Raw genomic sequence first — 23922 nt, 5'->3', positions numbered from 1 at the left:
CCCCACCCTAGGTCAGAGCGGCGCGCCCGGCGGCGGCGGCCCTGTGGGCGCGGAAGCGGGCGCGGAAGCGGGCGTCGGCGTGGGACCGGTGAGCAGCGACGCGCCGCCGTCCGGCTTGCGGACGGCGGCGAACCGCAGCCGCACGTAGTCGGCGACCCACCCCGACTCGCGGCGCAGCGCGGGCGCGGCCAGGTCGTTGACCCGCTCCAGCAGCGGCTCGACCAGTTCGGGCGGGACGTCGGCGAGCGCGCGGCCCGCGTAGGCGCGCACCCAGTCGGCGGCGCCGCCGGGGCCCTCGGTCATGCGGGTGGGGCGGTCGGCGTGCTCCAGCAGCCGGAGCGTGAACCCGCCCTCCTCAAGCTTCGTCGCGTACTCGGCGGGGCTCGGGAAGTACCAGGGCAGCTCGGGCTCGCCGAGCCCGAACACGCGCCAGGCCGTCTGCATCGCGGCGATCAGCTCGGCGCAGTTCCCGGCGCCGCCGAGCTCCCCGACGAACCGTCCGCCGGGGCGCAGCGCCGCGTGCACCTGGCCGATCACCTGGTCGGGGTCGCGGGTCATCCAATGCAGCGCGGCGTTGGAGGCGACCGCGTCGAACGACTCGCTGGTGGTGAAGTCGTGCGCGTCGCCCACGATGAACGACAGCCCCGGGTGCAGCGCGGTCGCCTGCGCGACCATGTCGGGGTTGCCGTCGATGCCGAGCACCTCGGCGCCCCGCTCGGCGATCTCCGCGCTGAACGTCCCGGTGCCGCACCCGAGGTCGATGACCCGTTCGCCGGGCTGCGGGTCGAGCAGGTCGACCAGGGGCGCGCCGTGCGCGGAGACGTACCCGAAGGCGGAGTCGTACGTCGTCACGGCCCAATTCACTGTCATAATTTATCGGACAAAGTCGGGATTGGAGGCGGCGTTGCCGATGCCGGGCGGCACGGGCGAGGTCCAGATCATGGGCGCGCGGGGCCCGGACGGGCTGACGCTGCGCACCGCCGGGCTGTCGGCCGGCGGCCTGCCCGAACTGCGCGTCGACGGCCTGCCGCCGTATCTCGGCCAGGGCTGGGCGCGCGTGCTGGCCGCCGTCGCGGAGCGCCTCGCCGCCGCCGGGGACGCCCCGTCCGAACTGGCCATCGGCGCAGATGTCGTGATCTACCTCACTTCCGCCCCGGACGGCACATTGGTCCCCGGCCCGCCGCCCGGCCGCGACCGCCAGGGGTGGTACCGCGACGTCGTCCTGCGCCTTTTCCCCGAGGCACGTGTCTGAACTGTTGCTGAACCAGTGCTGACCCGCGCCTGAACCGCCCCCGGTCGGAGGGATCCGCGGGCCCCGAAAACGGGGATCGGTGATCAACCAGTGGCCGCGAGAGGGCATTATGAAGGAACCGCCCCGGCGCCGCCGTGCAGGGAAACGATCATGGCGTTTCCCGGACCTTGGTGACGTGTGTTACCACTGTGGCGGAGGGTAGGAAAACCGCCCGAGGCAACGCGTTCGGGGGTGCGTGGTGCGGATCATTAAATACGGTGCACTCACCGTGGCCGGGCTGATGCTCGCCGCGGGTTGCGGCCAGACGCCGGAGAAGAAGGCGCGGACCGCGGGCGACAAGCACGGCGGGACGGTCGGCCGCACCGCCGCGGCGGCGCCGCCGACGCGCAAGCCCGAGCCGCCGAAGCCGCCGCCTCCGCGCACCATCGACTGCGTCAAGCTGAAGTGCGTCGCGCTCACGTTCGACGACGGCCCCGGCCCCTACACCGACCGCCTGCTGAACACCCTGCACGCGGCGGGCGCCCGCGCCACCTTTTTCATGCTTGGCGAGAACGTGCGCAGTCACGAGGGCACCGTGCGGCGCATGGCGCTGGAGGGACACGAGCTCGCGAACCACAGCTGGTCCCACCCGAGCCTCACGGGGCTGTCGGCGGCGGGGGTGCGCTCGCAGGTCCAGCGGACGCAGGACGCGATCGCCAAGGCGTCCGGCGGCGTGCGGCCCACGCTGCTGCGCCCGCCCTACGGCGCGACGAACGCCCAGGTCGGACGCGCCGCCGCGCTCCCGGAGATCCTCTGGAGCGTCGACACGGAGGACTGGCGCTACCGCAGCGTCGCCCGCGACACCCGGGTCGGCATCAACGAGCCCAAGGCGGGCGGGATCGTCCTCTACCACGACATCCACAAGCCGAGCGTCGACTCCATCCCCAAGGTGCTGGAGGGGCTGAAGCGGCGCGGGTTCACGTTCGTGACGGTGTCGGAGCTGTTCAGGGGCCAGACGCTCAAGCCCGGCAAGACCTACACCGACCTGGCCCCGCCGAAGCCCGTGAAGGCGCCCACGCCGAGCGCTCCGCCCTCGGGGACGCCGACGGCCCCGGCCACGCCGGGAACACCCACGCCAGGGCCTGTGAGCCCCACGCCGGGCGTGCCGCTGCCCGGCACCCCGACCGTTCCGGGCACGCCGACCGTGCCGGGCGTACCGGGCACCCCCGGGGTCCCCGGCGTGCCGGGCGTACCGCCGGGCACACCCACGCCTCCGGGCAGGTAGCCGACACGCCGGGCCGCTCCACCGAGCGGCCCGGCATCGCACGTCAGAACGACTTCTCACCGCCGTGACGGCCCGTCGGCGGAGGCGCCCGCACCGCAGGTCAAAACGGCTTTCATCGCCGGGTCAGCATGTCGGCGTGAGAGCCGGGCAGCGCCCCCAGGACGGTCTTCCGCCGCCGGACGGCGCCGTGGCGACCGGCCGTGGCGACCTCGCGTGCGGCGGCCCGCGTCAGGACGGTTCGTCGCGGCGCGGCCTGCGCCGGGGCGGCGGCTGGGGCGGGACGACCTTGCCCGCGACCACGATCGCCTCGGGCACCTCGACCAGTTCCCCGGTGCGGCGGCGCACGGTGAGCAGGCCGTCCGCCCACGATTCGAGGACGCCCACCACGTCGCTGTACTCTCCCGTTGGCAGGCGGCGGCGCAGCGAGACCCGCTGACCCACGTCCGCGCCACTGATGGAAACCACCAGCCGCGCGGCGAAGCGGCCCGGCATGTGAGGGACCCCCGTGTCGAATCGACTGCGCTTCGGTGGCCATACTATTCACAGCGAGCTTGCGGTGAGCCGTGACGTGCGGCGGGGCCGGTAACCCGAGAGGAGTCACTGACGTGACCTACGTCATTGCGCAGCCCTGCGTGGACCTGCTCGACAAGGCATGCATCGAGGAGTGCCCGGTCGACTGCATCTACGAGGGCAAGCGCATGCTCTACATCCACCCGGACGAGTGCGTCGACTGTGGTGCGTGCGAGCCGGTTTGCCCTGTGGAGGCGATCTACTACGAGGACGACACTCCTGAGCAGTGGAAGGACTTCTACAAGGCGAACGTGGAGTTCTTCGACGACCTCGGCTCGCCGGGCGGCGCGTCCAAGATAGGCAAGATCGACAAGGACCACCCGATCGTCGCGGCGCTGCCTCCGCAGAGCCAGGACGACTGACGGGTCGCGCGCGCGGGACCATGAAGCGTCACGGTCCCGGGAGCGTTCTGTGCCGGTGTCGTAAGCCGGTCGTGTAAGGGTCGGGCCGTGGCCGTCCACGAGGGTGGCGCCACGGCCCGCGGTTTCCCTGAGGAGAGTGGATTCGTGTTCACGCTGCCGGACTTCCCGTGGGATCGGCTGGAGCCCTACAAGCGGCAGGCCACCGAGCACCCCGGCGGCATCGTCGACCTCTCGGTGGGGACGCCCGTCGACCCGACGCCCGAGCCGGTCCGCGCGGCCCTGCGCGCGGCCGCCGACGCGCCCGGCTACCCGGCCACCTACGGGACGCCCCGGCTGCGCGAGGCGGCGGCGGGCTGGCTGCGCCGCCGCGCGGGCGTGTCCGGCGCCGACCCGGCCGCGATCCTCCCCGTGATCGGCACCAAGGAGCTCGTGGCGTGGCTGCCGACCCTGCTCGGCGCGGGCCCGGACGACCACGTCGTGTTCCCCGAGCTGGCCTACCCGACCTATGACGTGGGCGCCCGGCTCGCCGGGGCGCGGCCGGTCCGCACCGACGGCCTGCTGTCGCTCGGCCCGGTCAACCCCAAGATCGTCTGGGTGAACTCGCCGTCCAACCCGACCGGGAAGGTGCTGCCCGCCGAGCACCTGCGCAAGGTCGTGGCATGGGCGCGCGGCCGCGGCGCCGTCGTCGTCAGCGACGAGTGCTACCTGGAGTTCGGCTGGGACGAGGCGAACCCGCCCGTCTCCGTCCTGCATCCGGACGTGTGCGAGGGCTCCCACGAGGGCCTGCTGGCGATCAACTCGCTGTCCAAGCGGTCCAACATGGCGGGCTACCGCGCCGGGTTCCTCACCGGCGACCCGGCGCTGGTCAAGCGGCTGCTGGAGGTCCGCAAGCACGCGGGGATGATCGTCCCGGCGCCGGTGCAGGCGGCGATGGCGGTCGCCTTCGACGACGACGCGCACGTGGACGAGCAGCGGGCCCGGTACGCGCGCCGCCGCGCCGCGCTGCGCGCCGCGTTCGAGGGCCACGGGTTCCGCGTCGACCACTCCGAGGCGTCCCTGTACCTGTGGACGACCCGGGACGAGCCGTGCTGGGACACCGTCGCCCACCTGGCCTCCCTCGGCGTCCTCGCCGCCCCGGGCGAGTTCTACGGCCCGGCGGGCGCCCGGCACGTCCGGGTCGCCTTCACCGCCACCGACGAGCGCGTCGCCGCCGCCGTCGAGCGCCTCTGACCCGGTCTCGACTCACGACATTTCGGGCCATCCCGGACGGAACGGATGGTGCGTTCGTGACGTCTGAGAGCGGTATGGGCTTGACGGGTGACTATCGGTATGATCCCGCAGGTCCGTGCCGTGAAACAGGCAATGCGATCTGATGCGATCTGAGGCGAAAGCCGGAGGTGCCCGTGGGTGGAACCGCGATCGTGATTCTGCTGGCGCTGATCCTGGCCGCCCTGGTCGCGCTCATCGTGGTGCTGTTGCTGCGCCGCCGCGCGCCGGCGCCGCCGCCCGCGCCCGCGCCGCGCGACCCGTTCGCCGCCGAGGACCAGGTCGGCGGCGACCCGCGCACGCTGAAGGCCGGCGACATGGTCGAGTACCTCGGCACCCGCTACTTCGTGCGCGGCTCGCTGCGGCTGCGCGAGGGCGGCTTCACCTGGAGCGAGCACCTGCTGGACGCCGACACCCGCGAGGGCGGCAAGGTGTGGATCTCCGTCGAGGAGGACCCCGACCTCGAAGTCGTCTGGTGGACCGAGCACGACCCGGCGGGCCTGTCCCCGGGCGAGCGGACGCTCGTCGTCGACGGCGTCGAGTACCGCCGCGACGAGCACGGCACCGCCGACTACACCAGCGAGGGGACGACCGGCGTCGGCGTCCAGGGCCGCGTCGAGTACGTCGACTACGAGGGCCCGCGCGGCCGCTACCTGTCGTTCGAGCAGTACGGCGCCGGGCAGTGGGAGGCGGGCCTCGGCGACCGCGTCCCGACCGGCGCCCTCACGATCTACCCGGGCGGCGGCTGATGCTCGCCGCGCTCGACACCCCCTTCGCCGACGCGCGCGCCGACGCGCTGTCGTTCGCGCTCGGCCTGCCGCCGCTGGACGCCCTCGCCGTCCTGCCGGTGGAGCGCGCGGGCCTGACCGTGCACCTGCGCCTGCTCGGCGCGTCCCACCAGGTCATCGCCGGGCCGCTGAGCGAGACCGTCGCGTGCCTGCCCGGCGGCGCCGAGCCGCTGCCCGGACGCGCCGCCACGACGGTCCCCGGCTGGGGCTATGAGTTCACCGCCACGACGTCCGCCCACGGAGGCGAGCCGGAGTTCGGCCGCGCCGTCGAGGCGGTGTGCGCCCGGCTGCTGGGCCGCGACGACGCGCTGACCGGGGCCTTCCCCGGCTCCCGGCACGCCGTCACCGCCCTGGCGCTCGACGACGCCGGCGGTGCCGGCGACGGTGCCGGCGCGGGCATCGGCTGGCGGACCTGGCACGCCTACCCCCAGACGCGGGAGATCGTGATGACGCGGAGCCGGCTGGTGAGGCAGCGGTGAACCGGAAGTACTGGGTGATCGGCGGGATCTCCGCCGCCGTGGTCGCCGCGATCGTGCTGGTGGCCACGCTCCGCCACGGCGGCGGCTCACCGCAGAAGTGGATCGCCAAGAAGTACTCGCAGACGGGGGTCGGCACCTACCGGTCGCCGAAGCCGCCGCCGGCCGTCGCCGCGGAGATCAACAAGAAGCACAAGGCGATCGACCGGGTGGACGACCTCGCGAGGCTGGGCCCGCAGGGCGGGATCTTCATGCGCTACCCGAAGCTCGTGGTGGGCGTCCTGCCCGACGGGACCGGCAGCCGCATCACCGTCGACACCCCGTCCAGCGGATACGGCCGCTACCACTCCCACGTCGGCGGGTACTGGGCGAGCCCCGGGACGAACGGCTGGAACAGCAGGGGCGTCGGGTCCTTCCGCGGCGGCGGCCCGGGGTCCGGCAAATGAGCAGCGTCGGGCAAGTGAGGAGCACCGAATGAACGACGTCCTGCACGAGGGCGGCGCCACGCTCGCCTACGGCGCGCTCGGCATCGCGCTGATGGCGCTCGGCTACCTCGTCGTCGAGGTGACCACGCCGGGGCGGCTCGGCCACCAGATCTGGACCGAGGGCAACCGCGGCGCCGCGCTGCTGCTCTCGGTCAAGCTGCTCGGCACCGGCGCGATCGTGACGACGGCGATCGTGACCAGCGACTCCGACCTGTCCGAGGGCCTGGTCGACACCGCCGTGTACGGGCTGCTCGGCATCGTGCTCATGATCGTCGCGTTCTACCTCCTCGACCTCATCACCCCCGGCAGGCTGGGCGCGACGCTCGTGGACGGCGCGGCCGTGCACCCGGCGGGCTGGGTGGTCGCCGCCGCCGACCTCGCCGTCGCCGCGATCGTCGCCGGGGCGGTCTCCTGACCGCCTCCGACGCGGCGGGCGAGGCGGGGCTGAGCGTGCCCGCGCGGGCGGCGCGGGCGCTCGTGCTGGCCGCCGTGTTCACCTGCGCGGCCTGCGGCCTGGTGTACGAGCTGGCGCTGGTCGCGCTCGGCAGCTACCTGGTCGGCAACTCGGTGACGCAGGCGTCGATCGTCCTGTCGGTGATGGTGTTCGCGATGGGCGTCGGGTCGCTGCTGGCCAAGCCGCTCCAGACCCGCCCGGTGGCGGCGTTCGCGATCATCGAGGGCGCGCTCGCGCTGGTCGGCGGCCTGTCGGTGCTGGCGCTGTACGCGGCGTTCGCGTGGCTCGACCTGTACGTCCCCGCCCTGGTCGTGGTCGCGTTCGCGGTCGGCGCGCTGATCGGCGCGGAGATCCCGCTGCTGATGACGCTGCTCCAGCGGATCCGGCGGCAGGACGCGGGCAGCGCGGTCGCCGACCTGTTCGCCGCCGACTACGTGGGCGCGCTCGTCGGCGGGCTCGCGTTCCCGTTCCTCCTCCTGCCGACGTTCGGGCACATCAAGGGCGCGCTGCTGGTCGGCGTCGTGAACGCGGTCGCCGGGATCGCCGTCGTGCTGTGGCTGTTCCGCGCCCAGCTCGGACGCGTCGCCCGCACCGCCCTGTGGGGCGGAATGGCCGCGGTCCTGGCCGCCCTGTCCGGGACGTATGCGCTGGCGGACGGATTCGAGGTGTCGGCCCGCCAGGCGCTCTACTCCGACCCGATCGCGCTTTCCGAACGCACTCCGTACCAGGAGATCGTCATCACCCGGAAGCCGACCGGTCCGTCCGACACGCGTCTCTTCCTGAACGGCGACCTCCAGTTCTCCTCGGTGGACGAGTACCGGTACCACGAGTCGCTCGTCCACCCGCTGATGTCGGGGCCGCGCGGGCGCGTGCTCATCCTCGGCGGCGGCGACGGCCTCGCGCTGCGCGAGGTGCTCCGCTACCGGGACGTCCGCACCGCGACGCTGGTCGAGCTGGACCCGGAGATGATCCGCCTCGCGCGCACCTACGGGCCGATCTCGTCCCTCAACCGCCATTCGCTGGACGACCCGCGCGCCCGCATCGTCAACGCGGACGCCTTCTCCTGGCTGCGCCGCCTGGGTGAGCGGTTCGACGCGGTCGTCGTGGACATGCCCGACCCCGACGACGTCTCCACCGCGAAGCTGTACTCGGTCGAGTTCTACGGCCTGGTGAGAAGGGCGCTGGCGCCGGGCGGCCGCATCGTCGTCCAATCGGGCTCCCCGTACTTCGCGCCCAAGTCGTTCTGGAGCATCCAGAAATCGATCGCCGCCGCGGGTCTGGCGACGGCCCCCTATCACGTGGACGTGCCGAGCTTCGGGGACTGGGGCTTCGTCCTCGCGTCGCCGACCCCGCGGGCGCCGACGCTCGCCCTGCCGCCGGACGTCCCCGACCTGCGCTTCCTCGACGCCGACGTCCTGCGCGCCGCGACCGTCTTCCCCAAGGACCGCCGCGCCCGCGACGTGGACGTCAACACGCTCGTCCACCCGCGCCTGGTCGAATACGAGTCGCAGGAGTGGAAGAACTCCTGAGTCACCGGTCGGCGGAACGGCGGATCGCCTTGTCCACCGACCGCTGGAACGAGGTCACCAGCGACTGGATCAGCAGCGGTTTGAGCCGCCCGGCCAGTTCCATCAGCCGTTCGCGTTCCTCAGGAGCGCGCCCGCTCTCCCTGTAGGGCCGGACGACGGTCTCCTGGAACACTTCCTGCAACTCCGCGGCCAAGGCCGTCGTGTGCCGCTCCACAGCCTCATGAGAGGCGACGAGCGTGTCCAGGGGAAGCGGCAGAGCCGCCATCTCAACCCCCACACCGAGCAACGCAGGACTGATCACCCGCACCTTCGCCCCACCCGGAAGCCGCTCCACAACGCCGAGCGCCTCCAACCGGACGAGCGTCTCCTCACCGAGATGCCGCCCGGCCCGCCGGTCCAGCTCGTGCCGGTCGAGCTCCTCGGGCCGCTCCGGCGCCCACGGCGACAGCAGCGCCCGCTGCAACGCCAGATCCTCGGGCGACGCGTCCGGCGGGATCTTCTCCAGATGGCGCTCGATCGCCGCGAGCGTCAGCCCGAGCGACTGGAGCTCCCGGACCAGCTCCAGCCGCGCGAGATGGTCGGCGCCGTACAGGCCCGTCCGCCCGCGCAGCCTGGGCGGGGGCAGCAGGCCGCGCCCCGCGTAGAAGCGCACGGTGCGGACGGTGACCCCGGCGCGCGTGGCCAGCTCGTCGACGGTCAGCTCCATCCCGCCTCCCCTGCATATGACAGTGCCAGTGTTACATTAAATTCGTATCAGGACGCGCTTACCGAGGGAGCCGACCGGATGGCACGGGAGATCTTCACCGAGGAGCACGAGGCGTTCCGCGCGATGGTCCGCGCCTTCCTCGCCAAGGAGGTGACGCCGCACCACGCCCAATGGGAGAAGGAGGGCATCGTCTCCCGCGACGTGTGGCTCGCCGCCGGCCGCCAGGGCCTCCTCGGCATCGAGATGCCCGAGGAGCACGGGGGCGGCGGCAACACCGACTACCGCTTCTACGTGGTCCTCAACGAGGAACTGGCGCGGGCCGGGGCGCACGGGCCGGGGTTCTCCGTCCACAACGATGTCAACGGCGGCTACCTGCGCCGCCTCTGCACCCCCGAGCAGCGGGCGCGCTGGCTGCCCGGCTACTGCTCCGGCGAGATCATCACCGGCATCGCGATGACCGAGCCCGCCGCCGGATCCGACCTCCAGGGCATCAGGACGACCGCGACCAGGGACGGCGACGACTACGTCCTGAACGGCTCCAAGACGTTCATCTCCAACGGCGTCCTGGCCGACCTGGTGATCGTCGCGGCGAAGACCGACCCGTCCGCCGGCGCGAAAGGCGTGAGCCTCCTCGTGGTGGAACGCGGCATGGACGGCTTCCAGCGCGGCCGCAACCTCGACAAGATCGGCCTCCACGCCCAGGACACGGCCGAACTGTTCTTCGACAACGTCCGCGTACCCAGCCGTAATCTCCTAGGCGAAGAGGGCAAGGGCTTCGTCTACCTGATGCAGAACCTCGTCCGCGAACGCCTGGCCATCGGCGTGAGCGCGCAGGCCGCCGCCGAGGAGGTCTTCGAGCAGACCCTCGACTACAGCAGGACCCGCGAGGCGTTCGGCCGTCCGATCGGCAGGTTCCAGCACAACCGCTTCACCCTCGCCGAGATGAAGACCGAACTCGCCGTCACCCGAGCCTTCACCGACCAGTGCATAGCCAAAGAAGGCAAGGGCGAACTCGAAGCCGACGAGGCCGCCATGCTCAAGTACTGGAACACCGAACTCTGCAAGACGGTCGTCGACCGCTGCCTGCAACTCCACGGCGGCTACGGCTACATGACCGAGTACCCCGTGGCCAAGGCGTACCAGGACGTGCGCGTCCAGACCATCTACGGCGGCACCACGGAGATCATGAAAGAGATCATCGGCCGCGGCCTGGGCCTCTGACGGCTTGGGTCCCGGGCGATGGATCAGTCGCGGGGCGGGAGTTCCTGGACGTTCCACCCGTTGCCGTCGGGGTCCTTGAAGAAGACGAAGCGGCCCCAGGGGAACTCGCTGACCTCGCTGACCTCGACGCCCCGTCCCGCCAGCTCCGCCCGCGCGGCGTCGGCGTCGGCGACGACGAGCTGGAGCCCCTGGACGGAGCCGGGCGCCATGCCGTCCTCCAGGCCCGTGCCGATCGCGATCGAGCACGGCGACCCGGGCGGCGTGAGCTGCACGAACCGGATCTGCTCGTTCACCCGGTGGTCGTGGTCGGCGTTGAATCCGACCTTCTCGACGTAGAACGCCTTCGCGCGATCGACGTCGGAGACGGGCACCGTCACCAACTCAAGCCTGAAATCCACAGGTCCCCCCTGTTCAGCGCGTCGTGATCCTCGCCCGAGTCTCCCACCGCCGATCACCTGGACGCGCATCGCCCCCGGGGTCAGGAACCGAGCTGCCGCAGGACGTCGACCACCACGCCCGCGATCGTGCCGCCGGTCGCCGTGACCGCCACCGGTTCGCCTCCCCGCCGGACGAACTCCGCCAGCCAGGCGAACCTGCTCCGCTGGCGCTCGACCTCGGCGCGCAGGCGCGGCATGTCGGTCGGGTCGCCGCCCGCGTCCACGAGCCCCGCCTCCCGCAGAAGCGCGATCAGTTCGGCCAGGTCCCGCGCGGCGTCGTTGCGCGCGTGCTCGGAATAGACGATCTTGCCCTGCTTGTCACCCGACCCCGACTGGTTGATCTGGTCGCCCCCGACGAAGTTGTAGTCACCCATTGAGCACCTTTCCCCACTTGTTGCCCTCGCCCGACTGGTTGATCTGATCGCCGCCGACCATGTTCAGGTGGCCGATGTGCCATGTCTGGACGTGCGCGGGCGGATTCTCGATCGAGTTCACGATGAACCGGTGCAGTTCCACGACCGGCTCGCGCTGCTTGCCGGTGATGACGGCTATCGGAATCCCCGTCGTCTCCAACACCAGCGCCCACTGGGTCCGCCTCAGGGCGATGCGGATCGCCTGGTAGAGGTACCGGACGGCGAGCACCGCCGCGGCCAGCCCGACCCAGTTCACCCACCCCGCATCGGACGTCGCGGTGTTCGCCGCCACCCCGGCCACGACCACCGCGATGACCGCGAGGATCATCTTCCAGAGCACGGACGAAATGGACCCGTATCCAAGATCCGGTTTCCAGTCCAGCACCTGCACGCGCGCGACGTTCCTCAGTTGGTAGACCTGGTAATCGGGGCCTATGGACAGGGTGTGCCTGTGCACCTCGATGACCTTAGGGTCCGGCTTCTTCGCCATAGGACGCCCCCGTCCGCTGAAGGACTGATGCCGGTGGAAATCGTAGCCACCTCCGGCGTCGGGCGGCCCCGTGCTTTCCCGGAAAGTGGCCCGATGGCCGGATCCGGAACCCGCCCCGAAGATCTGTAATGGTCATCATTTGGAAGAAGCCGCGAGCGGCGCCCCGCCGGACCTGCTTCTTGGACCACCATTCCCTTTGGAACCTCGGCCGCCAAGTGTTCGATGGTACGAACAAGGGGAGCCAATCGCGCGCTCTTGCTCAGGGCGCAAAGGCGTCACCCGGTGCCGTCCCACATAGCCGATGTCAGGGCCGATCAAGCCGACGACCAGGGTGAACAGCAGGGCACCGACGAGCGTGACACCGATGACGACGAGAAAGAGGATCACAAATCCTCCTCGATCCTCCGCTGATCGGCGAGGGCCTCCTCGAACTCCTCGTAGGTGTCTTTCATGATCGTGGTGTGCAGGCCGCAGAACAGCTCCCGCCGCGTCAGCGGACGGCCGAGCCGCGTCGCCATGAAGCAGTCCATCGCCGGGATCCGGCGGATGTGCCACATCGGGTACTCCTGCTGAAGCCGCAGGCGTTCTTGATCGTCCATGGACGGGATTCCCTGTGAGATCGGTGTCCGGCATTTCACGGACGAGCCTCACAGCACACGGTTACCCTGAGCTACGAACCGCTCACCCCCCACCGGGCACCCGAGCAGACGGCCCGACACCCGGGAGACACCCGATGCCACCCCCACGCGACACCAGCCCCTCCGCCTACCAGGAAGTGTTCGTCACCGAGTTGCGGGCACGGCGTGACATGGCGGGCCTCTCCCGCAACAGGCTCGCGGCGGCGCTCGGATGCACTCCGCAGTGGCTCGCCAAGGTGGAGACCTTCGAGAAGCCTCCGTCCGAGGGCCTGGCCGACGACCTCGACACCTACTTCCAGACAGGCGGCCTGTTCCGCCGCCTGTGGGAGAAGCACCAGGAGGCGCGCAAACGTGGGCTGATCCCCAGCGCTGTGCGCCCGCTGGTTGACGCGGAGAAGCGGGCGAACCAGATCAACATCTACGAACCGTTGCTGGTCACCGGTCTCATGCAGACGGAGAATTATGCACGCTTCGTCTTCAGCTCTGGAACCCGGGTGGACAGAACGGAGGAGCTGGTGGCGATCAGGATGGAGAGGCAGGTCATTTTCACTAAACCTGATCCCCCTTGGTTGTTCCTGCTCATTCGGGAAGCGGTGATCAGGGACATCAAGCCGGAGTTCCAGGTAGAGCAGTGCAAGCGATTGTTGGACATCATGAACCATCCCAGAGTGTCTGTTCAGATCGTCCCTGCGGATGCAGCGGTTTTTCAGGAGAGCGGCTTCCAGCTCCTCAGCTTCGAAAAGGCGTCGGATGTGGCCTACGTGGATGGCGCGAGTGGTTATGGGCAAATTCTCACGGAACCGAGTGATGTCCGAAGACTTGCCGTAGTCTTCGACGTGATCAGGTCTGTCGCACTACCGGCGACAGCGTCCGAGAGTTTGATCCGAACCGTCATGGAGGACACATGAGCACGCTCGATCCGTCGTCCGTGAGTTGGCGCAAGAGCACAAAGAGCGGCTCGGAGGGTGGTACCTGCGTCGAGGTGGCCACGGCCGAGTCTCTCATCGCGTTGCGGGACTCGAAAGACCCCGAGGGGCCCAGGTTGGAGTTCGGGCGGCGGGCCTTCGGGGTGCTGGTGAGCGAGATCCGCGCCGGGCACTACGACCGGTAGGCGAAGTTCAGAGCGAGTGAGGGCCCCGCGACCGCGTCCGGTCGCGGGGCTCGCCTCACTTCGTGTCGATCGCGTCGCCGGTGCCACGGCAGGATGGCGGATGACGGGGAGCGGGGGTGCCGCTTGGGTGTCATGTGGCAGGTGGGATGATCCGGCAGATCCTCATTATGGATGCGTGAAATCTGATTTGAGGTCAGCTCGCTTGGCATTTTCCTGGGGGATTGACTCGCTGAATTATGCGGGATATAAAGCCTGGGAAAGCAACCACGAGGCGAGAGGCTCGCATCATGGCGCTCAAGTTGATCGGTGGGTCTGGTTGCGGCAACGGCCCATGTCCCGCGGTGTACGAGACAGAGAACAATACGATTGTCGTGCAGGGCTTCGTGGTCGACCCGGACAAGGTGGGCCTTTCTCTGCCGCCTGGTGAGAACGCGGTGGAGATTCCCCGCTACATACTGGAGCGGGCTCTGGCGGCCGAGTGATCGGAGAGGTTGGCCTACACCTCGTTCGTCCAGGTCAGGAGACCTCTCATTATTCTGAACGCGGAGCAGTTCGGGCGGTTCTTCCAGGAGTTCAAGTCGTCGGCGACCTGCATTGAGACCCTCGCCGCCTACTCCCTCCAGGATGAGCTCGAAAACTTCGACCTGTATCTTTCCGGCTCGCCGCTGCCGCCCGAGCGGAACGGGGAGTGGGTGCGCAACATCCGTGACAGCGTCGCCCATGGCAAGTACATGGGGCGCGTGCACATCATCGAGCACACGCTCACGCCGTATCTCCAGTTCGAGATCGACTGGTATTACGCGGTCAACGGCGCGGCCGGTGAGGACATCCGTTTCATCTTCCGCGAGGACGTTCCCGACGTCGTCTACACGGACACTTGGCTGTTCGACGACGAGATCGTCGTCGACTTCAGTTATGACGACGCGGGAACGTTGCTGTACGTCAACCAGAACGACCACCCGGAGCGGCTGAAGCAGGCGACAACCGCCTGGCGGGAGTTCTGCGACCGGTCGTTCCCGCTCGCCGAGCTCCTCGCCGCGATCCGCGGTAGCGGGCTGGAGGTGCCGCGCCGCTGACCGGTGCCGCACAGTTGGAGGTCGATGAATGCGCGCGGACGGGACGCGCCTCAGCACCGAGTTCGTGATCAACGACCAGGGGGCCGGCTACCCCCGCCGCACGGTCGAGACCTCGGCGAGCCAGGAGGATCTCGACACCCTCGTCCGGTCGGGCTACCTCGTCCTGAGGGGCCTGCTGGACGGCGCGATATCGGACGTCCTCGCGCAGGCCGTGCTCCGGCTGGCGGAGGCCGAGGCCGACCGCCCCGAGGCCGAGAGCCTGCCGGGCGACAGCATCTACCTGCGGGCCCTGCTGGACAAGGACGAGGTGTTCCACCCCCTGCTCCGGCTCGAACCGCCGCTGTCGATCGCGCGGACGCTGCTCGGCCCGCAGGTCTGGGTCGACCTGGAGGCCCGGCTGAACCACGCGGGCCGTCCGGGCGTCGCGGTGCCGTGGCACGCCCACCTGCCTGTGGTCCCCGATCCCCTTCCCGTCCTCTTCAGCTACCCGCACCAGATCCACTGCCTCGTCTACCTGGACCGGATCACCGAGAAGGAGGGGGCTCTCTGCCTCCTTCCGGGCTCGCACCTTGCACGCGATCTGCGGATTCCGCTCGGTGACCAGAACGAGCGTCCCGGACAGGTCGAATTGTTCTTCGAGCCGGGCGACGCGGTGCTCATCCATGCCAATCTCTGGCATCGGACGGTCCCGTCCAGCGTTGACGCCGGATATCGACGCCTGCTGCTTCTCGGCTATGTCCCGTCCTGGGTGCGGTCGGACATCAGCCGCGGGGTGGTCGCGGAACGCCCCCTGAAGGCCGAACTCGCGCGCGACGCGGACGCCGAGACCAGGGAGCTCCTCGGCGAGTTCGAATGGTGACCTTCAGCCGTCGCTGATGCCGCCGCGCAGCGCTTCGGATCTTCGGAGCGCTTCGGCGAGGCGAGAGCACCGCGGGCGCGCCCGGTTCCGTCGCCATGACCTGGTGGCTCGGTTCGCCCTCCCAGCGGAAGATCACGGCGGAGCGCCGAGTGGAGACGACTCCCTCGGGCCGGTGTTGCCCGGTGTCGATTTTTTTTGAACGTGTTCAAGTCTTCGGTTAGGCTTCTTGGTGGATGCCGGGAGGTGGCCTTTGAAGGTTGTGATCCCTGGGGGGACCGGGCAGGTGGGCACGGTCTTGAGGAGCGCACTCGCTGCTGTCGGGCATGAGGTCGTGGTGCTTACGCGGCGTCCTGCGCGTGAGGGTGAGGTGCGGTGGGACGGGGAGACGCTGGGCGGGTGGGCCCGGGAGGTCGATGGGGCCGATGTCGTCGTGAACCTGGCCGGGCGGAGTGTGAGCTGCCGTTATTCGCCGGTCACCCTGCGGGAGATGATGGATTCGCGTGTCCGGTCCACGCGGGTGGTGGGGGAGGCGATCGCGGCGGCGGCGCGGCCTCCCCGGGTCTGGTTGCAGATGAGCACCGCCACCGTCTACGCCCACCGGTTCGACGCGCCCAACGACGAGGGGACCGGCGTGATCGGGGGTGCGGAGCCCGGCGTTCCGCGCTACTGGGCCTACAGCGTCGAGATCGCTAAGGCGTGGGAGCGGGAGCAGGAGCTGGCCGACACGCCGTCCACCCGCAAGGTCGCCCTGCGCTCGGCCATGGTGATGAGCCCCGACCGCGGCGGTGTCTTCGACGTGCTGCTGTGGCTCGCGCGGCTCGGGCTCGGCGGGCCGGTCGCGGGTGGTGCGCAGTACGTGTCGTGGATCCATGACCGTGATTTCGTCCGCGCCGTGGAGTTCCTGGTCGGTCGAGATGCTTTTGAGGGGCCGGTGAACCTCGCCGCTCCCGGGCCGCTGCCGCAGCGCGCGTTCATGCGCGCGCTGCGGGCCGCGTGGGGCGTCCCGCTGGGCCTTCCCGCGACGAGGGGCATGGCGGAGATCGGGGCCCTGGCGCTGCGCTCGGACACCGAGCTGCTGCTGAAGAGCCGCCGCGTCGTCCCGGGGCGCCTGGTCGAGGCGGGTTTCGCCTTCGAGCACCCCCGGTGGCCGGACGCGGCGGACGACCTCGTGCGGCGCGTGCGCACCCGCCGCAGGTCACGGCTCTACGCGGGTTAGCTTCTCGGGGTTGGCCACCGCGTAGATGCCGGCGACCTTGTCGCCCTCGGGGCTCAGGTCCAGGACCATGACGGCGAAGGGGGCGTCGTGCTCGAAGAGGACGGCGGACGGGTCGCCGTTGACGGTGCGGTAGCGGATCTCCAGGTCGCCGGGGGCCTGGACGGCGGTGCCGGTGATGATGCGGGCGACGCGTTCGCGGCCGGTCATCGGGCGGAGGGCGGCGGCCCTGGACTTGCCGCCGCCGTCGGTCCAGAGGGTGACGTCGGGGGCGAGGAGCTTGAGGAGGGCCTCCATGTCGCCGCCGAGGGCGGCGTGGAGGAACTGCTCGGTGACGCGGCGCTGGACGTCCGGGTCGGCCTGGTAGCGGGGGCGGCGGGCGTGGACGTGCTCGCGGGCGCGGTGGGCGAGCTGGCGGATCGCGGACGGGCTGCGGTCGAGGATGCCCGCGATCTCGGTGTGCGCGTAGCCGAAGACCTCGTGCAGGACGAAGACGGCGCGTTCGAGGGGCGTCAGCGTCTCCAGGACGACCAGCAGGGCCATTGAGACGGCCTCGGTGCGCTCGGCGCTCTCCTCGGCGCCCGGTTCGGCGACGAGGGGTTCGGGGAGCCAGGGGCCGACGTAGGTCTCGCGGCGGCGGCTGATGGCCGACTGGCGGGCGAGGGCGGTGTTGACGGCGATCCGGACGAGGTAGGCGCGCGGGTTCTCGACCTCGGGCCGGTCGCGGGCCGTCCATGCGAGCCAGGCGTCCTGGAGGACGTCCTCGGTGTCGGCGACGCTGCCGAGCAGGTTGTAGACGACCGAGAACAGCAGTTCGCGGTGGTCGGCGAACACCTCTGTCGCGGTGGCTTCCATGGGCGTTGACCTCCTGTGCGTTGTTCCCCCTTCTGAGGGGCCGGGAGCCCGGGAGTGTGACATGGGGCGGCGCCGTGTGACGTGAAACTCATTCTCCGGCGCGCTGTCACATGTGCGGTGTCCGGACCCTCATAGGTGCGAAACGGCATGAGGAGGGGGTCTGAATGAGCGAAATCGACGTCACGTTCATGTACGCCGTCCATGACGCGTTCCAACGCGATCTGGAGCGGCTCGCCGCGATGGCCGAGGGCGGGGACGCCTCAGGCGCGGCGGTCGAGGCGGGGTGGGAGCGCTTCAAGGCGTTCCTGCACGTCCATCACACGGCGGAGGACACGCACCTGTGGCCCGTCCTGCGGGCGAAGGGGGCGAGTCCGGCGGTTCTGGACCGGATGGAGGACGAGCACGCCGGGCTTGAGGCGCTGCTGGACGCCGTCGGCGGCGCGGTCGCGGCCGGGGCGGCGGAACAGCTCGCCGATGCGGCGCGGCTGCTGGCCGACGAGCTCGGCGACCACTGCGAGCACGAGGAGCAGGACGCGCTGCCGCTGGTGAAGGAGTTGCTCACGGTGCAGGAGTGGAAGGCGTTCGGCGCCGAGCAGCGTCACCAGGTGGGGAGCCCCGCCATGTTCTTCCCCTGGCTGCTGGACGGCGCGGACCCGGGCATGCGCCGCAGGGTCTTCGACGCGGTGCCGCCGCCCGTGCGCGTGCTGCACCGGTTCGTGTGGAGCCCCCGTTACCGTCGCGCGCCGCGCTGGCACGCGCCCCTGAGCGCCTGATCGGAGAACGACGATGGCAGAACCGTCCTTCCTCGCGACCGGCCGCGGCAAGCTCACGCTGACCTTGCTGTGCGCGGTCGCGTTCCTCGACTTCATCGACGCCTCGATCGTCAACGTGGCGCTGCCCGCGATCAGGAGCGACCTGGACTTCAGCGTCCAGGACCTGCAATGGGTGCCGTCGGGGTACCTGCTCACCTACGGCGGGTTCATGCTGCTCGGCGGGCGGCTCGCCGACCTGCTCGGACGCCGCCGGATCGTGCTCACCGGCACCGTGGTGTTCTCGCTGTCGTCGGTGTCCGGCGGGTTCGCGCAGGACCCGGCGATGCTGATCGGCTCGCGGCTCGCGCAGGGCGTCGGCGCCGCGCTGATGCTGCCCGGGACGCTGTCGATCCTCACGACGATGTTCAAGGAGGGCAAGGACCGCAACACGGCGCTCGGCGTGTGGGGCGGCGTCGCGGGCGGCGCGTCGGCGGCGGGCGTGCTGCTCGGCGGGCTGCTGACCGACGGCCCCGGCTGGCGCTGGGTGATGCTCGTCAACGTGCCCGTCTGCGCGGTGGTGGTCGTCGGGCTGCTCCTGCTCGTGGAGGGCGACCGGCGGAAGGCGCGGCTCGCGAACTTCGACTTCCTGGGCACCGTCCTGGTGACGGGCGCGATGCTGCTGCTGGTGTTCACGCTGGTCAAGGCCCCCGATGTCGGGTGGGGCGAGACGCGCACCATCGGCGGGCTCGGCGGGACGGCCGTGATGCTGGTGGCGTTCCTGTTCAACGAGCACCGGGGAAGCAACCCGCTGCTGCCGCTGTCGATCTTCCGGATCCGGGGGCTCGGCGCCGCCGACGTCGCGATGCTGGTCGCGGTGGCGGGCATCGCGTCGATGTTCTTCTACCTGAGCCTCTACATGGAGAACGTGCTCGGGTACTCGCCGCTGAAGACCGGCTCGGCGTACCTGCCGCTGTGCGCGGGGGTGGCGGTCGCCGCCGGGGCGGCGTCGCAGCTGATCCCGAGGATCGGGTCCCGGCCGCTGATCATCGGCGGGATGCTGGTCTCCGGCGCGGGCGTCTACCTGCTGTCGCGCATCCCGGTGGACGGGTCCTACGTCAAGGACCTGCTGCCCGGCCTGCTGATCGCCTCGATCGGGCTCGGCCTGGTGTTCGTGGGGCTCACCACGGCCGCCAACGCCAACGTCCCGCCGGACCGGGCGGGCCTCGCCGCCGCGCTGCTCAACGCCTCGCAGCAGATCGGCGGGGCGATCGGGCTGGCGATCTTCTCCGCGGTCGCCACGGGCCGGACGAACGACCTGCTCGCCGACCACCGCCCGGCACCGGAGGCGCTGACCGGCGGCTTCTCCCGGGCGCTGCTGACCAGCAGCATCTTCCTGGTGGCCGCCGCGCTCGTCGGCCTGCGCGCCGCCAACTCGCGCGGCGAGGCGCACGACGCGCCGGTCGCGGCCGCCGTACCCGAGGCGGTTCCGAGCAAGTGAGCGCGTACGGGGCGCCCCCGGCGATCACTGGATGATGACGTGGTCGGTGGGGGCGTCCTCGTCCTTGGTCCAGCCGTCGTGGCCCGCGTCCGCCTGCCAGTGCCTGCCCGCGTAGCGGACCTCGGCCAGCCCGTAGACCTGCGCGTGCGTCACGGTCCACGCGGCGACCGCCCAGCCCGCGCGGGTGTTGGTCACCCGGACCCCGTCCCACTCGGGCGCCGCGCTCCTGGGCGCGTCCACCTGGAGGCGCCCGCCGAACGCGCGGCGCATCTCGCGGATCGCCGCGGCGCGGCGCGGCGCGGTCTTCTTGTCCGGCGGGTACCAGCAGCGCGCCGAGCCGGGCTCGCGGCCGGTGAACACGCGGGCGAGCAGCTTGCCGTCGGGCTCGTGCTGGGCGTAGGCGCGGCCGTCGGCGCTGCGCTGCACCCGCTGCGCGGAGTCGTGCAGGTCGCGGTCGAGGTAGTCCTTGACCTTCACGAGGGCGTCGAAGAACTTGCTCGTGGCCTGGACGGGGTCGCGGAGCTGCGCCGGCTTGCCCCAGCCCTGCGAGGGGCGCTGCTGGAACATGCCGACCGAATCGCGGTCGCCGCCCGGCAGGTTGCGGATGTGCGACTCCTGGATCGCGGTCGCGTAGGCGATCACCGTGGCGCGCTCGGGGAGCTGTTTGCGGAACGCCACCGCCGCGATCGTGGCGGCGTTGGCGGCCTGGTCGAGGTCCAGCGGCATCTTGCCCGCGGCGGCGCGCACCTCGCAGCCGGATCCGTGCAGGTAGGGGCGGGCGCGCTGGAACGCCGCATAGCCGCCGACGACCACGGCGACCACGGCGATCGCGGAGACGACCGTCCACCGCCACGGGGGGCCGCCCCCACGGCCCCGCCCCTCCGCGGAACGCGCCTTCAACCTCGCCCAAACAGCCACGCGACGACGGTACCGGGAGATGGGCGGCAGTAAGCTCAAGGGCCATGACCGAAACGTTCACCAGCCCGATCTCCGGCGTCATCGACGAGCTGTGGGAGCGGCGCGCCGACCTGACGCCCGATGACGCCGACGCGCGCGCGGCCATCGTGGCCGCCGTCGACCAGCTCGACCTCGGCGAGGCCCGCGTCGCCGTCGTCGACCCCGCCTCCGACGAGGTGGTCGTCGACGAGCGGGCCAAGCGCGCGATCCTGCTGAGCTTCAAAGTCCTCGGCATGGTGCGTTCCCAGGTCGGCGACTTCCGCTACCACGACCGCATCCCGCTGAAGAGCCGGCTGGACGGCGTCCGCGTCGTCCCGGGCGCGATCGCCCGCTGGGGCTCCCACCTGGCGCCCGGCGTGGTGCTGATGCCCTCGTTCACCAACATCGGCGCCTACGTCGACTCGGGCACGATGGTCGACACGTGGGCGACCGTGGGGTCGTGCGCGCAGATCGGCAAGAACGTCCACCTGTCCGGCGGCGTCGGCATCGGCGGCGTGCTGGAGCCGCCGAACGCCAAGCCCGTGATCATCGAGGACGAGGCGATGATCGGCAGCCGCTCGATGATCGTCGAGGGGGCCCGGGTCGGGCGCGGCGCGATGGTCGGATCCGGCACGAACCTGTCGGCGTCCATGCCGGTCATCGACGTGGAGACGGGCGAGGAGATCAGCCGGGGCCGCATCCCCGACTGGTGCGTCGCGGTCGGCGGCACCCGCACCAAGGAGTTCGCCGGCGGGACGTTCGGGCTGCCCGCCGTCCTGATCCTCAAGCGGCTCGAAGAGGGCCGGCGGCACGACAAGTCGGCCCTCAACCAGATCCTGAGGGACCACGGCGTCAACGCCTGACGCCCGCCTCAGGCGGTCAGCCAGGCGCGCATGCGGGTCTCGCAGTCGGTGATCAGGGGGAGCTCCACGTATTCGTCCTTGGTGTGGGCGAGGGTGGGCTCTCCCGGCCCGAAGTTGACCGCGGGGACGCCGAGCTCGGAGAAGCGCGCCACGTCCGTCCAGCCGAGCTTGGCGCGGACCCGCGCCCCGGTGGCCGCGACGAACGCCTCCGCCGCCGGGTGGGTCAGCCCCGGCCGCGCCGCCGCCGCGCCGTCGATGATCCTCACGTCGAAGCCGGTGAACAGCGCGCGCGTGACCTCCTCGGCCTCCGCGAGCGACTTGTCGGGCGCGAACCGGTAGTTGACGGTGACGACGCACTCGTCCGGGACGACGTTCCCGGCGACGCCGCCGCGCACGAACACCGCGTTCATGGCCTCGCGGTACTCCAGCCCGTCCACCACCGGACGCGACGGCTCGTAGGCCCGCAGCACGTCGAGGATCCCCCCGGCGGTGTGGATCGCGTTCGAGCCCATCCAGGGCCGCGCGCTGTGCGCCCGCTCGCCGCGCGCGGTGACCTCGGCGCGCAGCGTCCCCTGGCAGCCGCCCTCGATCAGCCCGCCGGTCGGCTCCATCAGCACCGCGAAGTCGCCGCGGAGCAGTTCGGGACGCGTCGCCGACAGCCGCGTCAGCCCGTTGCGCTCGGCCTCGATCTCCTCGCACTCGTAGAAGACGTAGGTGATGTCGCGGGTCGGCGCGGGGAGCGCGGCGGCCAGCTTCAGCGCGACCGCGACGCCGCTCTTCATGTCGCTGGTCCCGCAGCCGTAGAGCCGGTCGCCCTCCACGCGCGAGGGCAGGTTGCCGTTCAGCGGGACGGTGTCGAGGTGACCTGCGAGAACGACCCGCTCGCCATGCCCGAGTTCCGTGCGCGCCACAACATTGTTGCCCTCGCGCAGCACCGTGAGGTGGGGGAGGGCGCGCAGCGCGTCCTCGACGGCGTCGGCGAGGGCCTTCTCCGCACCGCTCACCGATTCGATGTCGACGATCGCCGCCGTCAGGTCCGCCACGTCCGAGTACAGATCGAGCCCCATGCCCAAGTCCTATCATCGCCGTCGTGGAGATGCTCGAATGCGCCGTGCACTGGGCGGCGCCCAGCGACGATCCGGCGATGCGCGACCTGCTGGACGCGGCGGAGCGCGAGCGCTACGACCGGTTCCGCCGCCCGGCCGACCGGGCCCGCTTCGTCACCGGGCGGTTCCTCGCGCGCACCGTCCTCGCCGAGGTCACCGGGCTCGCCGAGGGCGACATCCGGTTCAGCACCCACTGCCCGCACTGCGGCGCGTCCCACGGCAAGCCCCGGCTGCCCGGCCACCGGGTGGACTTCTCCCTGTCCCACTCCGGCGACCGCGTCGTGCTCGCGGTCACCGAGGGCGCCGACATCGGCGTGGACGTGGAGCAGGAGAGCGACCGCGACATCGAGCGGCTCGCGGAGATGGTGCTGGCCGCCGCCGAGCGCGAGGTCCTCGCCGCGCTGCCGCCCGAGCGGCGCCGGAGCGCCTTCCACGCCTACTGGAGCCGCAAGGAGGCGATCCTGAAGGCCACCGGCCACGGGCTCGCCGCGTCGATGAGCGCGATCCGCCTCTCGCCCCCGGACGCCCCCGCCGAGGTGGTGGCCTGGGACGGCGAGGCCGCCGTGTCGCCCGTCCGGCTCGCGGACCTGTCGGCCGGGCCCGGCTACGCCGCGTCGCTGGCCGCGCTGACCGGTCGGCCGCTCAAGATCACCGAGCAGGGGCCCTGACTCAGGCGCGCATGCCCTTGAGGATCACCTCGGCGTAGATGTGGTGCCCGCCGGGGCCGGAGCGGGCGGTGGCCATGGCCAGGCCGCACATGAGCGACTGGAACTCGGTGAACCCGACGTCCGGGCGCAGCGTGCCCGCCGCGTGCGCGCGGTCGATCAGCTCGCCGACGTTGGCGCGCAGTTCGTGGTGGACGTTGTCGGGCGAGTCCAGCACGTTGACCATGTCGCCGTAGACCCTGCGCAGCCCCCGGTTGCGGACCATCACCTCGGAGCTGCTCCGGACGAACGCGGCGAGCGCGTCCCACGGGTCCTCCAGCAGGAGCGCCTTGGCCGCGTTGACCGCGCCGTCCTCCATCCACTGGTAGGTCAGCTCGTCGATCAGCGCCTTCTTGGTGGGGAAGTGCCGGTAGATCGTTCCGATGCCGACACCCGCGCGCCGGGCGATGTCCTCCATCTGGGCGGCGTCGCCGTGCTCCTCGAAGACCGCGCGCGCGGCGTCCAGGACGCGGCGCCGGTTGCGGCGGGCGTCGGCGCGCATGGGGCGCTCGTCGGTGGCGGACATCACCTCCAGTCAATCATGAATTGACAACCGGAATCGTGATTCCGTATCGTGCCCGAGCACAAGCGGAACCGG

General features: G+C 71.0%; 32 protein-coding genes. 20 read left to right on the top strand and 12 right to left on the bottom strand.

Annotated features, from left to right (window positions below; genetic code table 11):
* Positions 1-12 precede the first annotated feature (12 nt).
* Positions 13-864, bottom strand: a complete 852-nt coding sequence (locus GNZ18_RS24940) for a class I SAM-dependent methyltransferase (protein ID WP_312874719.1) — start codon at positions 862-864, stop codon at positions 13-15.
* A 46-nt stretch (positions 865-910) separates the two neighbouring features.
* On the opposite strand from GNZ18_RS24940, the gene GNZ18_RS24935 reads away from it, so the two are divergent.
* Positions 911-1252: a hypothetical protein gene (locus GNZ18_RS24935; protein WP_156218970.1), complete on the top strand. Its 342-nt coding sequence runs from the start codon at positions 911-913 to the stop codon at positions 1250-1252.
* Positions 1253-1520: 268 nt separating this feature from the next.
* Positions 1521-2516 (top strand): polysaccharide deacetylase family protein, encoded by a 996-nt coding sequence (locus GNZ18_RS24930; RefSeq protein ID WP_308165953.1) that lies wholly within the window; start codon positions 1521-1523, stop codon positions 2514-2516.
* 228 nt (positions 2517-2744) lie between these two features.
* Here the strand turns inward: GNZ18_RS24930 and GNZ18_RS24925 are convergent, their stop codons facing one another.
* Positions 2745-3008: a putative acetyltransferase gene (locus GNZ18_RS24925; protein ID WP_156218969.1), complete on the bottom strand. Its 264-nt coding sequence runs from the start codon at positions 3006-3008 to the stop codon at positions 2745-2747.
* Between the two features lie 113 nt (positions 3009-3121).
* On the opposite strand from GNZ18_RS24925, the gene fdxA reads away from it, so the two are divergent.
* The 7 genes from fdxA (at position 3122) to GNZ18_RS24890 (ending at position 8446) form a co-directional block, all read left to right on the top strand.
* Positions 3122-3448, top strand: coding sequence for a ferredoxin (fdxA, locus tag GNZ18_RS24920; RefSeq protein WP_214616840.1), 327 nt, complete (start codon positions 3122-3124; stop codon positions 3446-3448).
* Positions 3449-3592: 144 nt separating this feature from the next.
* Positions 3593-4678: a succinyldiaminopimelate transaminase gene (gene dapC / locus GNZ18_RS24915; RefSeq protein WP_312874718.1), complete on the top strand. Its 1086-nt coding sequence runs from the start codon at positions 3593-3595 to the stop codon at positions 4676-4678.
* 173 nt (positions 4679-4851) lie between these two features.
* Positions 4852-5463 carry a DUF4178 domain-containing protein gene (locus GNZ18_RS24910; RefSeq protein WP_242885411.1) on the top strand — a complete coding sequence of 204 codons (612 nt, stop codon included), beginning with the start codon at positions 4852-4854 and terminating at the stop codon, positions 5461-5463.
* Entirely contained in the window at positions 5463-5981 is a 519-nt protein-coding gene (locus GNZ18_RS24905; protein ID WP_156218967.1) for a DUF2617 family protein, read from the top strand. Before GNZ18_RS24910 ends, GNZ18_RS24905 begins: the two co-directional genes overlap by 1 nt.
* Positions 5978-6424 carry a DUF4247 domain-containing protein gene (locus GNZ18_RS24900; protein ID WP_312874717.1) on the top strand — a complete coding sequence of 149 codons (447 nt, stop codon included), beginning with the start codon at positions 5978-5980 and terminating at the stop codon, positions 6422-6424. The genes GNZ18_RS24905 and GNZ18_RS24900 overlap by 4 nt, the downstream gene beginning before the upstream one ends.
* A 28-nt stretch (positions 6425-6452) precedes the next feature.
* A complete protein-coding gene (locus GNZ18_RS24895) occupies positions 6453-6878 on the top strand; it encodes a DUF350 domain-containing protein (protein WP_156218966.1) in 426 nt (141 codons plus the stop codon).
* The gene (locus GNZ18_RS24890) at positions 6875-8446 is read left to right on the top strand and encodes a polyamine aminopropyltransferase (protein WP_156218965.1); all 1572 of its coding nucleotides are present in this window, start codon (positions 6875-6877) and stop codon (positions 8444-8446) included. The genes GNZ18_RS24895 and GNZ18_RS24890 overlap by 4 nt, the downstream gene beginning before the upstream one ends.
* Before the next feature lies 1 nt (position 8447).
* On the opposite strand, the gene GNZ18_RS24885 is transcribed toward GNZ18_RS24890, so the two are convergent.
* The gene (locus tag GNZ18_RS24885) at positions 8448-9152 is read right to left on the bottom strand and encodes a MerR family transcriptional regulator (protein ID WP_156218964.1); all 705 of its coding nucleotides are present in this window, start codon (positions 9150-9152) and stop codon (positions 8448-8450) included.
* A 78-nt stretch (positions 9153-9230) separates the two neighbouring features.
* Between GNZ18_RS24885 and GNZ18_RS24880 the strand changes: the two genes are divergently transcribed.
* Positions 9231-10373 carry an acyl-CoA dehydrogenase family protein gene (locus GNZ18_RS24880; RefSeq protein WP_156218963.1) on the top strand — a complete coding sequence of 381 codons (1143 nt, stop codon included), beginning with the start codon at positions 9231-9233 and terminating at the stop codon, positions 10371-10373.
* Between the two features lie 23 nt (positions 10374-10396).
* Here GNZ18_RS24880 and GNZ18_RS24875 read toward each other — a convergent pair whose 3' ends face one another.
* From GNZ18_RS24875 to GNZ18_RS24855, 5 genes are all read right to left on the bottom strand, one after another.
* Positions 10397-10771, bottom strand: coding sequence for a glyoxalase superfamily protein (locus GNZ18_RS24875; RefSeq protein WP_312874715.1), 375 nt, complete (start codon positions 10769-10771; stop codon positions 10397-10399).
* Positions 10772-10851: 80 nt separating this feature from the next.
* Positions 10852-11184 carry a hypothetical protein gene (locus GNZ18_RS24870; protein ID WP_156218961.1) on the bottom strand — a complete coding sequence of 111 codons (333 nt, stop codon included), beginning with the start codon at positions 11182-11184 and terminating at the stop codon, positions 10852-10854.
* Entirely contained in the window at positions 11177-11680 is a 504-nt protein-coding gene (locus GNZ18_RS24865; protein WP_173390882.1) for a DUF6232 family protein, read from the bottom strand. The genes GNZ18_RS24870 and GNZ18_RS24865 overlap by 8 nt, the downstream gene beginning before the upstream one ends.
* A 168-nt stretch (positions 11681-11848) precedes the next feature.
* The gene (locus GNZ18_RS24860; protein WP_156218959.1) at positions 11849-12100 is read right to left on the bottom strand and encodes a hypothetical protein; all 252 of its coding nucleotides are present in this window, start codon (positions 12098-12100) and stop codon (positions 11849-11851) included.
* Positions 12097-12312 carry a hypothetical protein gene (locus GNZ18_RS24855; RefSeq protein WP_156218958.1) on the bottom strand — a complete coding sequence of 72 codons (216 nt, stop codon included), beginning with the start codon at positions 12310-12312 and terminating at the stop codon, positions 12097-12099. The genes GNZ18_RS24860 and GNZ18_RS24855 overlap by 4 nt, the downstream gene beginning before the upstream one ends.
* A 134-nt stretch (positions 12313-12446) precedes the next feature.
* Here GNZ18_RS24855 and GNZ18_RS24850 point away from each other — a divergent pair, with 134 nt between their 5' ends.
* The 6 genes from GNZ18_RS24850 to GNZ18_RS24825 all read left to right on the top strand — a co-directional run bounded on the left by GNZ18_RS24850 (position 12447) and on the right by GNZ18_RS24825 (position 16613).
* Positions 12447-13259 (top strand): helix-turn-helix domain-containing protein, encoded by an 813-nt coding sequence (locus GNZ18_RS24850; RefSeq protein WP_156218957.1) that lies wholly within the window; start codon positions 12447-12449, stop codon positions 13257-13259.
* Positions 13256-13462: a DUF397 domain-containing protein gene (locus GNZ18_RS24845; protein ID WP_156218956.1), complete on the top strand. Its 207-nt coding sequence runs from the start codon at positions 13256-13258 to the stop codon at positions 13460-13462. Before GNZ18_RS24850 ends, GNZ18_RS24845 begins: the two co-directional genes overlap by 4 nt.
* A 287-nt stretch (positions 13463-13749) precedes the next feature.
* On the top strand, positions 13750-13944 hold the full coding sequence (locus GNZ18_RS24840) for a hypothetical protein (protein ID WP_156218955.1): 195 nt from the start codon (positions 13750-13752) through the stop codon (positions 13942-13944).
* A 9-nt stretch (positions 13945-13953) separates the two neighbouring features.
* Positions 13954-14538, top strand: a complete 585-nt coding sequence (locus GNZ18_RS24835; protein ID WP_156218954.1) for a DUF6879 family protein — start codon at positions 13954-13956, stop codon at positions 14536-14538.
* 28 nt (positions 14539-14566) lie between these two features.
* Positions 14567-15397: a phytanoyl-CoA dioxygenase family protein gene (locus GNZ18_RS24830; protein ID WP_156218953.1), complete on the top strand. Its 831-nt coding sequence runs from the start codon at positions 14567-14569 to the stop codon at positions 15395-15397.
* Positions 15398-15626: 229 nt separating this feature from the next.
* Positions 15627-16613 carry an epimerase gene (locus tag GNZ18_RS24825; RefSeq protein ID WP_312874714.1) on the top strand — a complete coding sequence of 329 codons (987 nt, stop codon included), beginning with the start codon at positions 15627-15629 and terminating at the stop codon, positions 16611-16613.
* Here the strand turns inward: GNZ18_RS24825 and sigJ are convergent.
* Positions 16593-17465, bottom strand: a complete 873-nt coding sequence (sigJ, locus tag GNZ18_RS24820; protein ID WP_214616826.1) for an RNA polymerase sigma factor SigJ — start codon at positions 17463-17465, stop codon at positions 16593-16595. The genes GNZ18_RS24825 and sigJ overlap by 21 nt on opposite strands.
* Positions 17466-17629: 164 nt before the next feature.
* Between sigJ and GNZ18_RS24815 the strand changes: the two genes are divergently transcribed.
* Together GNZ18_RS24815 and GNZ18_RS24810 are read left to right on the top strand one after the other, a co-directional pair.
* On the top strand, positions 17630-18238 hold the full coding sequence (locus GNZ18_RS24815; RefSeq protein ID WP_156218950.1) for a hemerythrin domain-containing protein: 609 nt from the start codon (positions 17630-17632) through the stop codon (positions 18236-18238).
* Positions 18239-18251: 13 nt separating this feature from the next.
* A complete protein-coding gene (locus GNZ18_RS24810; RefSeq protein WP_156218949.1) occupies positions 18252-19715 on the top strand; it encodes an MFS transporter in 1464 nt (487 codons plus the stop codon).
* 24 nt (positions 19716-19739) lie between these two features.
* Here the strand turns inward: GNZ18_RS24810 and GNZ18_RS24805 are convergent, their stop codons facing one another.
* The gene (locus GNZ18_RS24805) at positions 19740-20633 is read right to left on the bottom strand and encodes a hypothetical protein (RefSeq protein ID WP_312874713.1); all 894 of its coding nucleotides are present in this window, start codon (positions 20631-20633) and stop codon (positions 19740-19742) included.
* A gap of 44 nt (positions 20634-20677) precedes the next feature.
* Here GNZ18_RS24805 and GNZ18_RS24800 point away from each other — a divergent pair, with 44 nt between their 5' ends.
* Positions 20678-21514 carry a 2,3,4,5-tetrahydropyridine-2,6-dicarboxylate N-succinyltransferase gene (locus GNZ18_RS24800; RefSeq protein WP_156218948.1) on the top strand — a complete coding sequence of 279 codons (837 nt, stop codon included), beginning with the start codon at positions 20678-20680 and terminating at the stop codon, positions 21512-21514.
* Between the two features lie 8 nt (positions 21515-21522).
* Here the strand turns inward: GNZ18_RS24800 and dapE are convergent, their stop codons facing one another.
* Positions 21523-22581 carry a succinyl-diaminopimelate desuccinylase gene (gene dapE / locus GNZ18_RS24795; RefSeq protein ID WP_156218947.1) on the bottom strand — a complete coding sequence of 353 codons (1059 nt, stop codon included), beginning with the start codon at positions 22579-22581 and terminating at the stop codon, positions 21523-21525.
* A gap of 29 nt (positions 22582-22610) precedes the next feature.
* Here dapE and GNZ18_RS24790 point away from each other — a divergent pair, with 29 nt between their 5' ends.
* A complete protein-coding gene (locus tag GNZ18_RS24790; protein ID WP_156219145.1) occupies positions 22611-23288 on the top strand; it encodes a 4'-phosphopantetheinyl transferase family protein in 678 nt (225 codons plus the stop codon).
* Position 23289: 1 nt separating this feature from the next.
* On the opposite strand, the gene GNZ18_RS24785 is transcribed toward GNZ18_RS24790, so the two are convergent.
* A complete protein-coding gene (locus GNZ18_RS24785) occupies positions 23290-23850 on the bottom strand; it encodes a TetR/AcrR family transcriptional regulator (protein ID WP_156218946.1) in 561 nt (186 codons plus the stop codon).
* Positions 23851-23922 lie beyond the last annotated feature (72 nt).

Source organism: Actinomadura litoris (assembly GCF_009733595.1).
Taxonomy (GTDB): Bacteria; Actinomycetota; Actinomycetes; order Streptosporangiales; family Streptosporangiaceae; genus Spirillospora; species Spirillospora litoris.
Note: the sequence above shows the minus strand (reverse complement) of the source record. Positions and strands in the feature narration are given on the sequence as shown.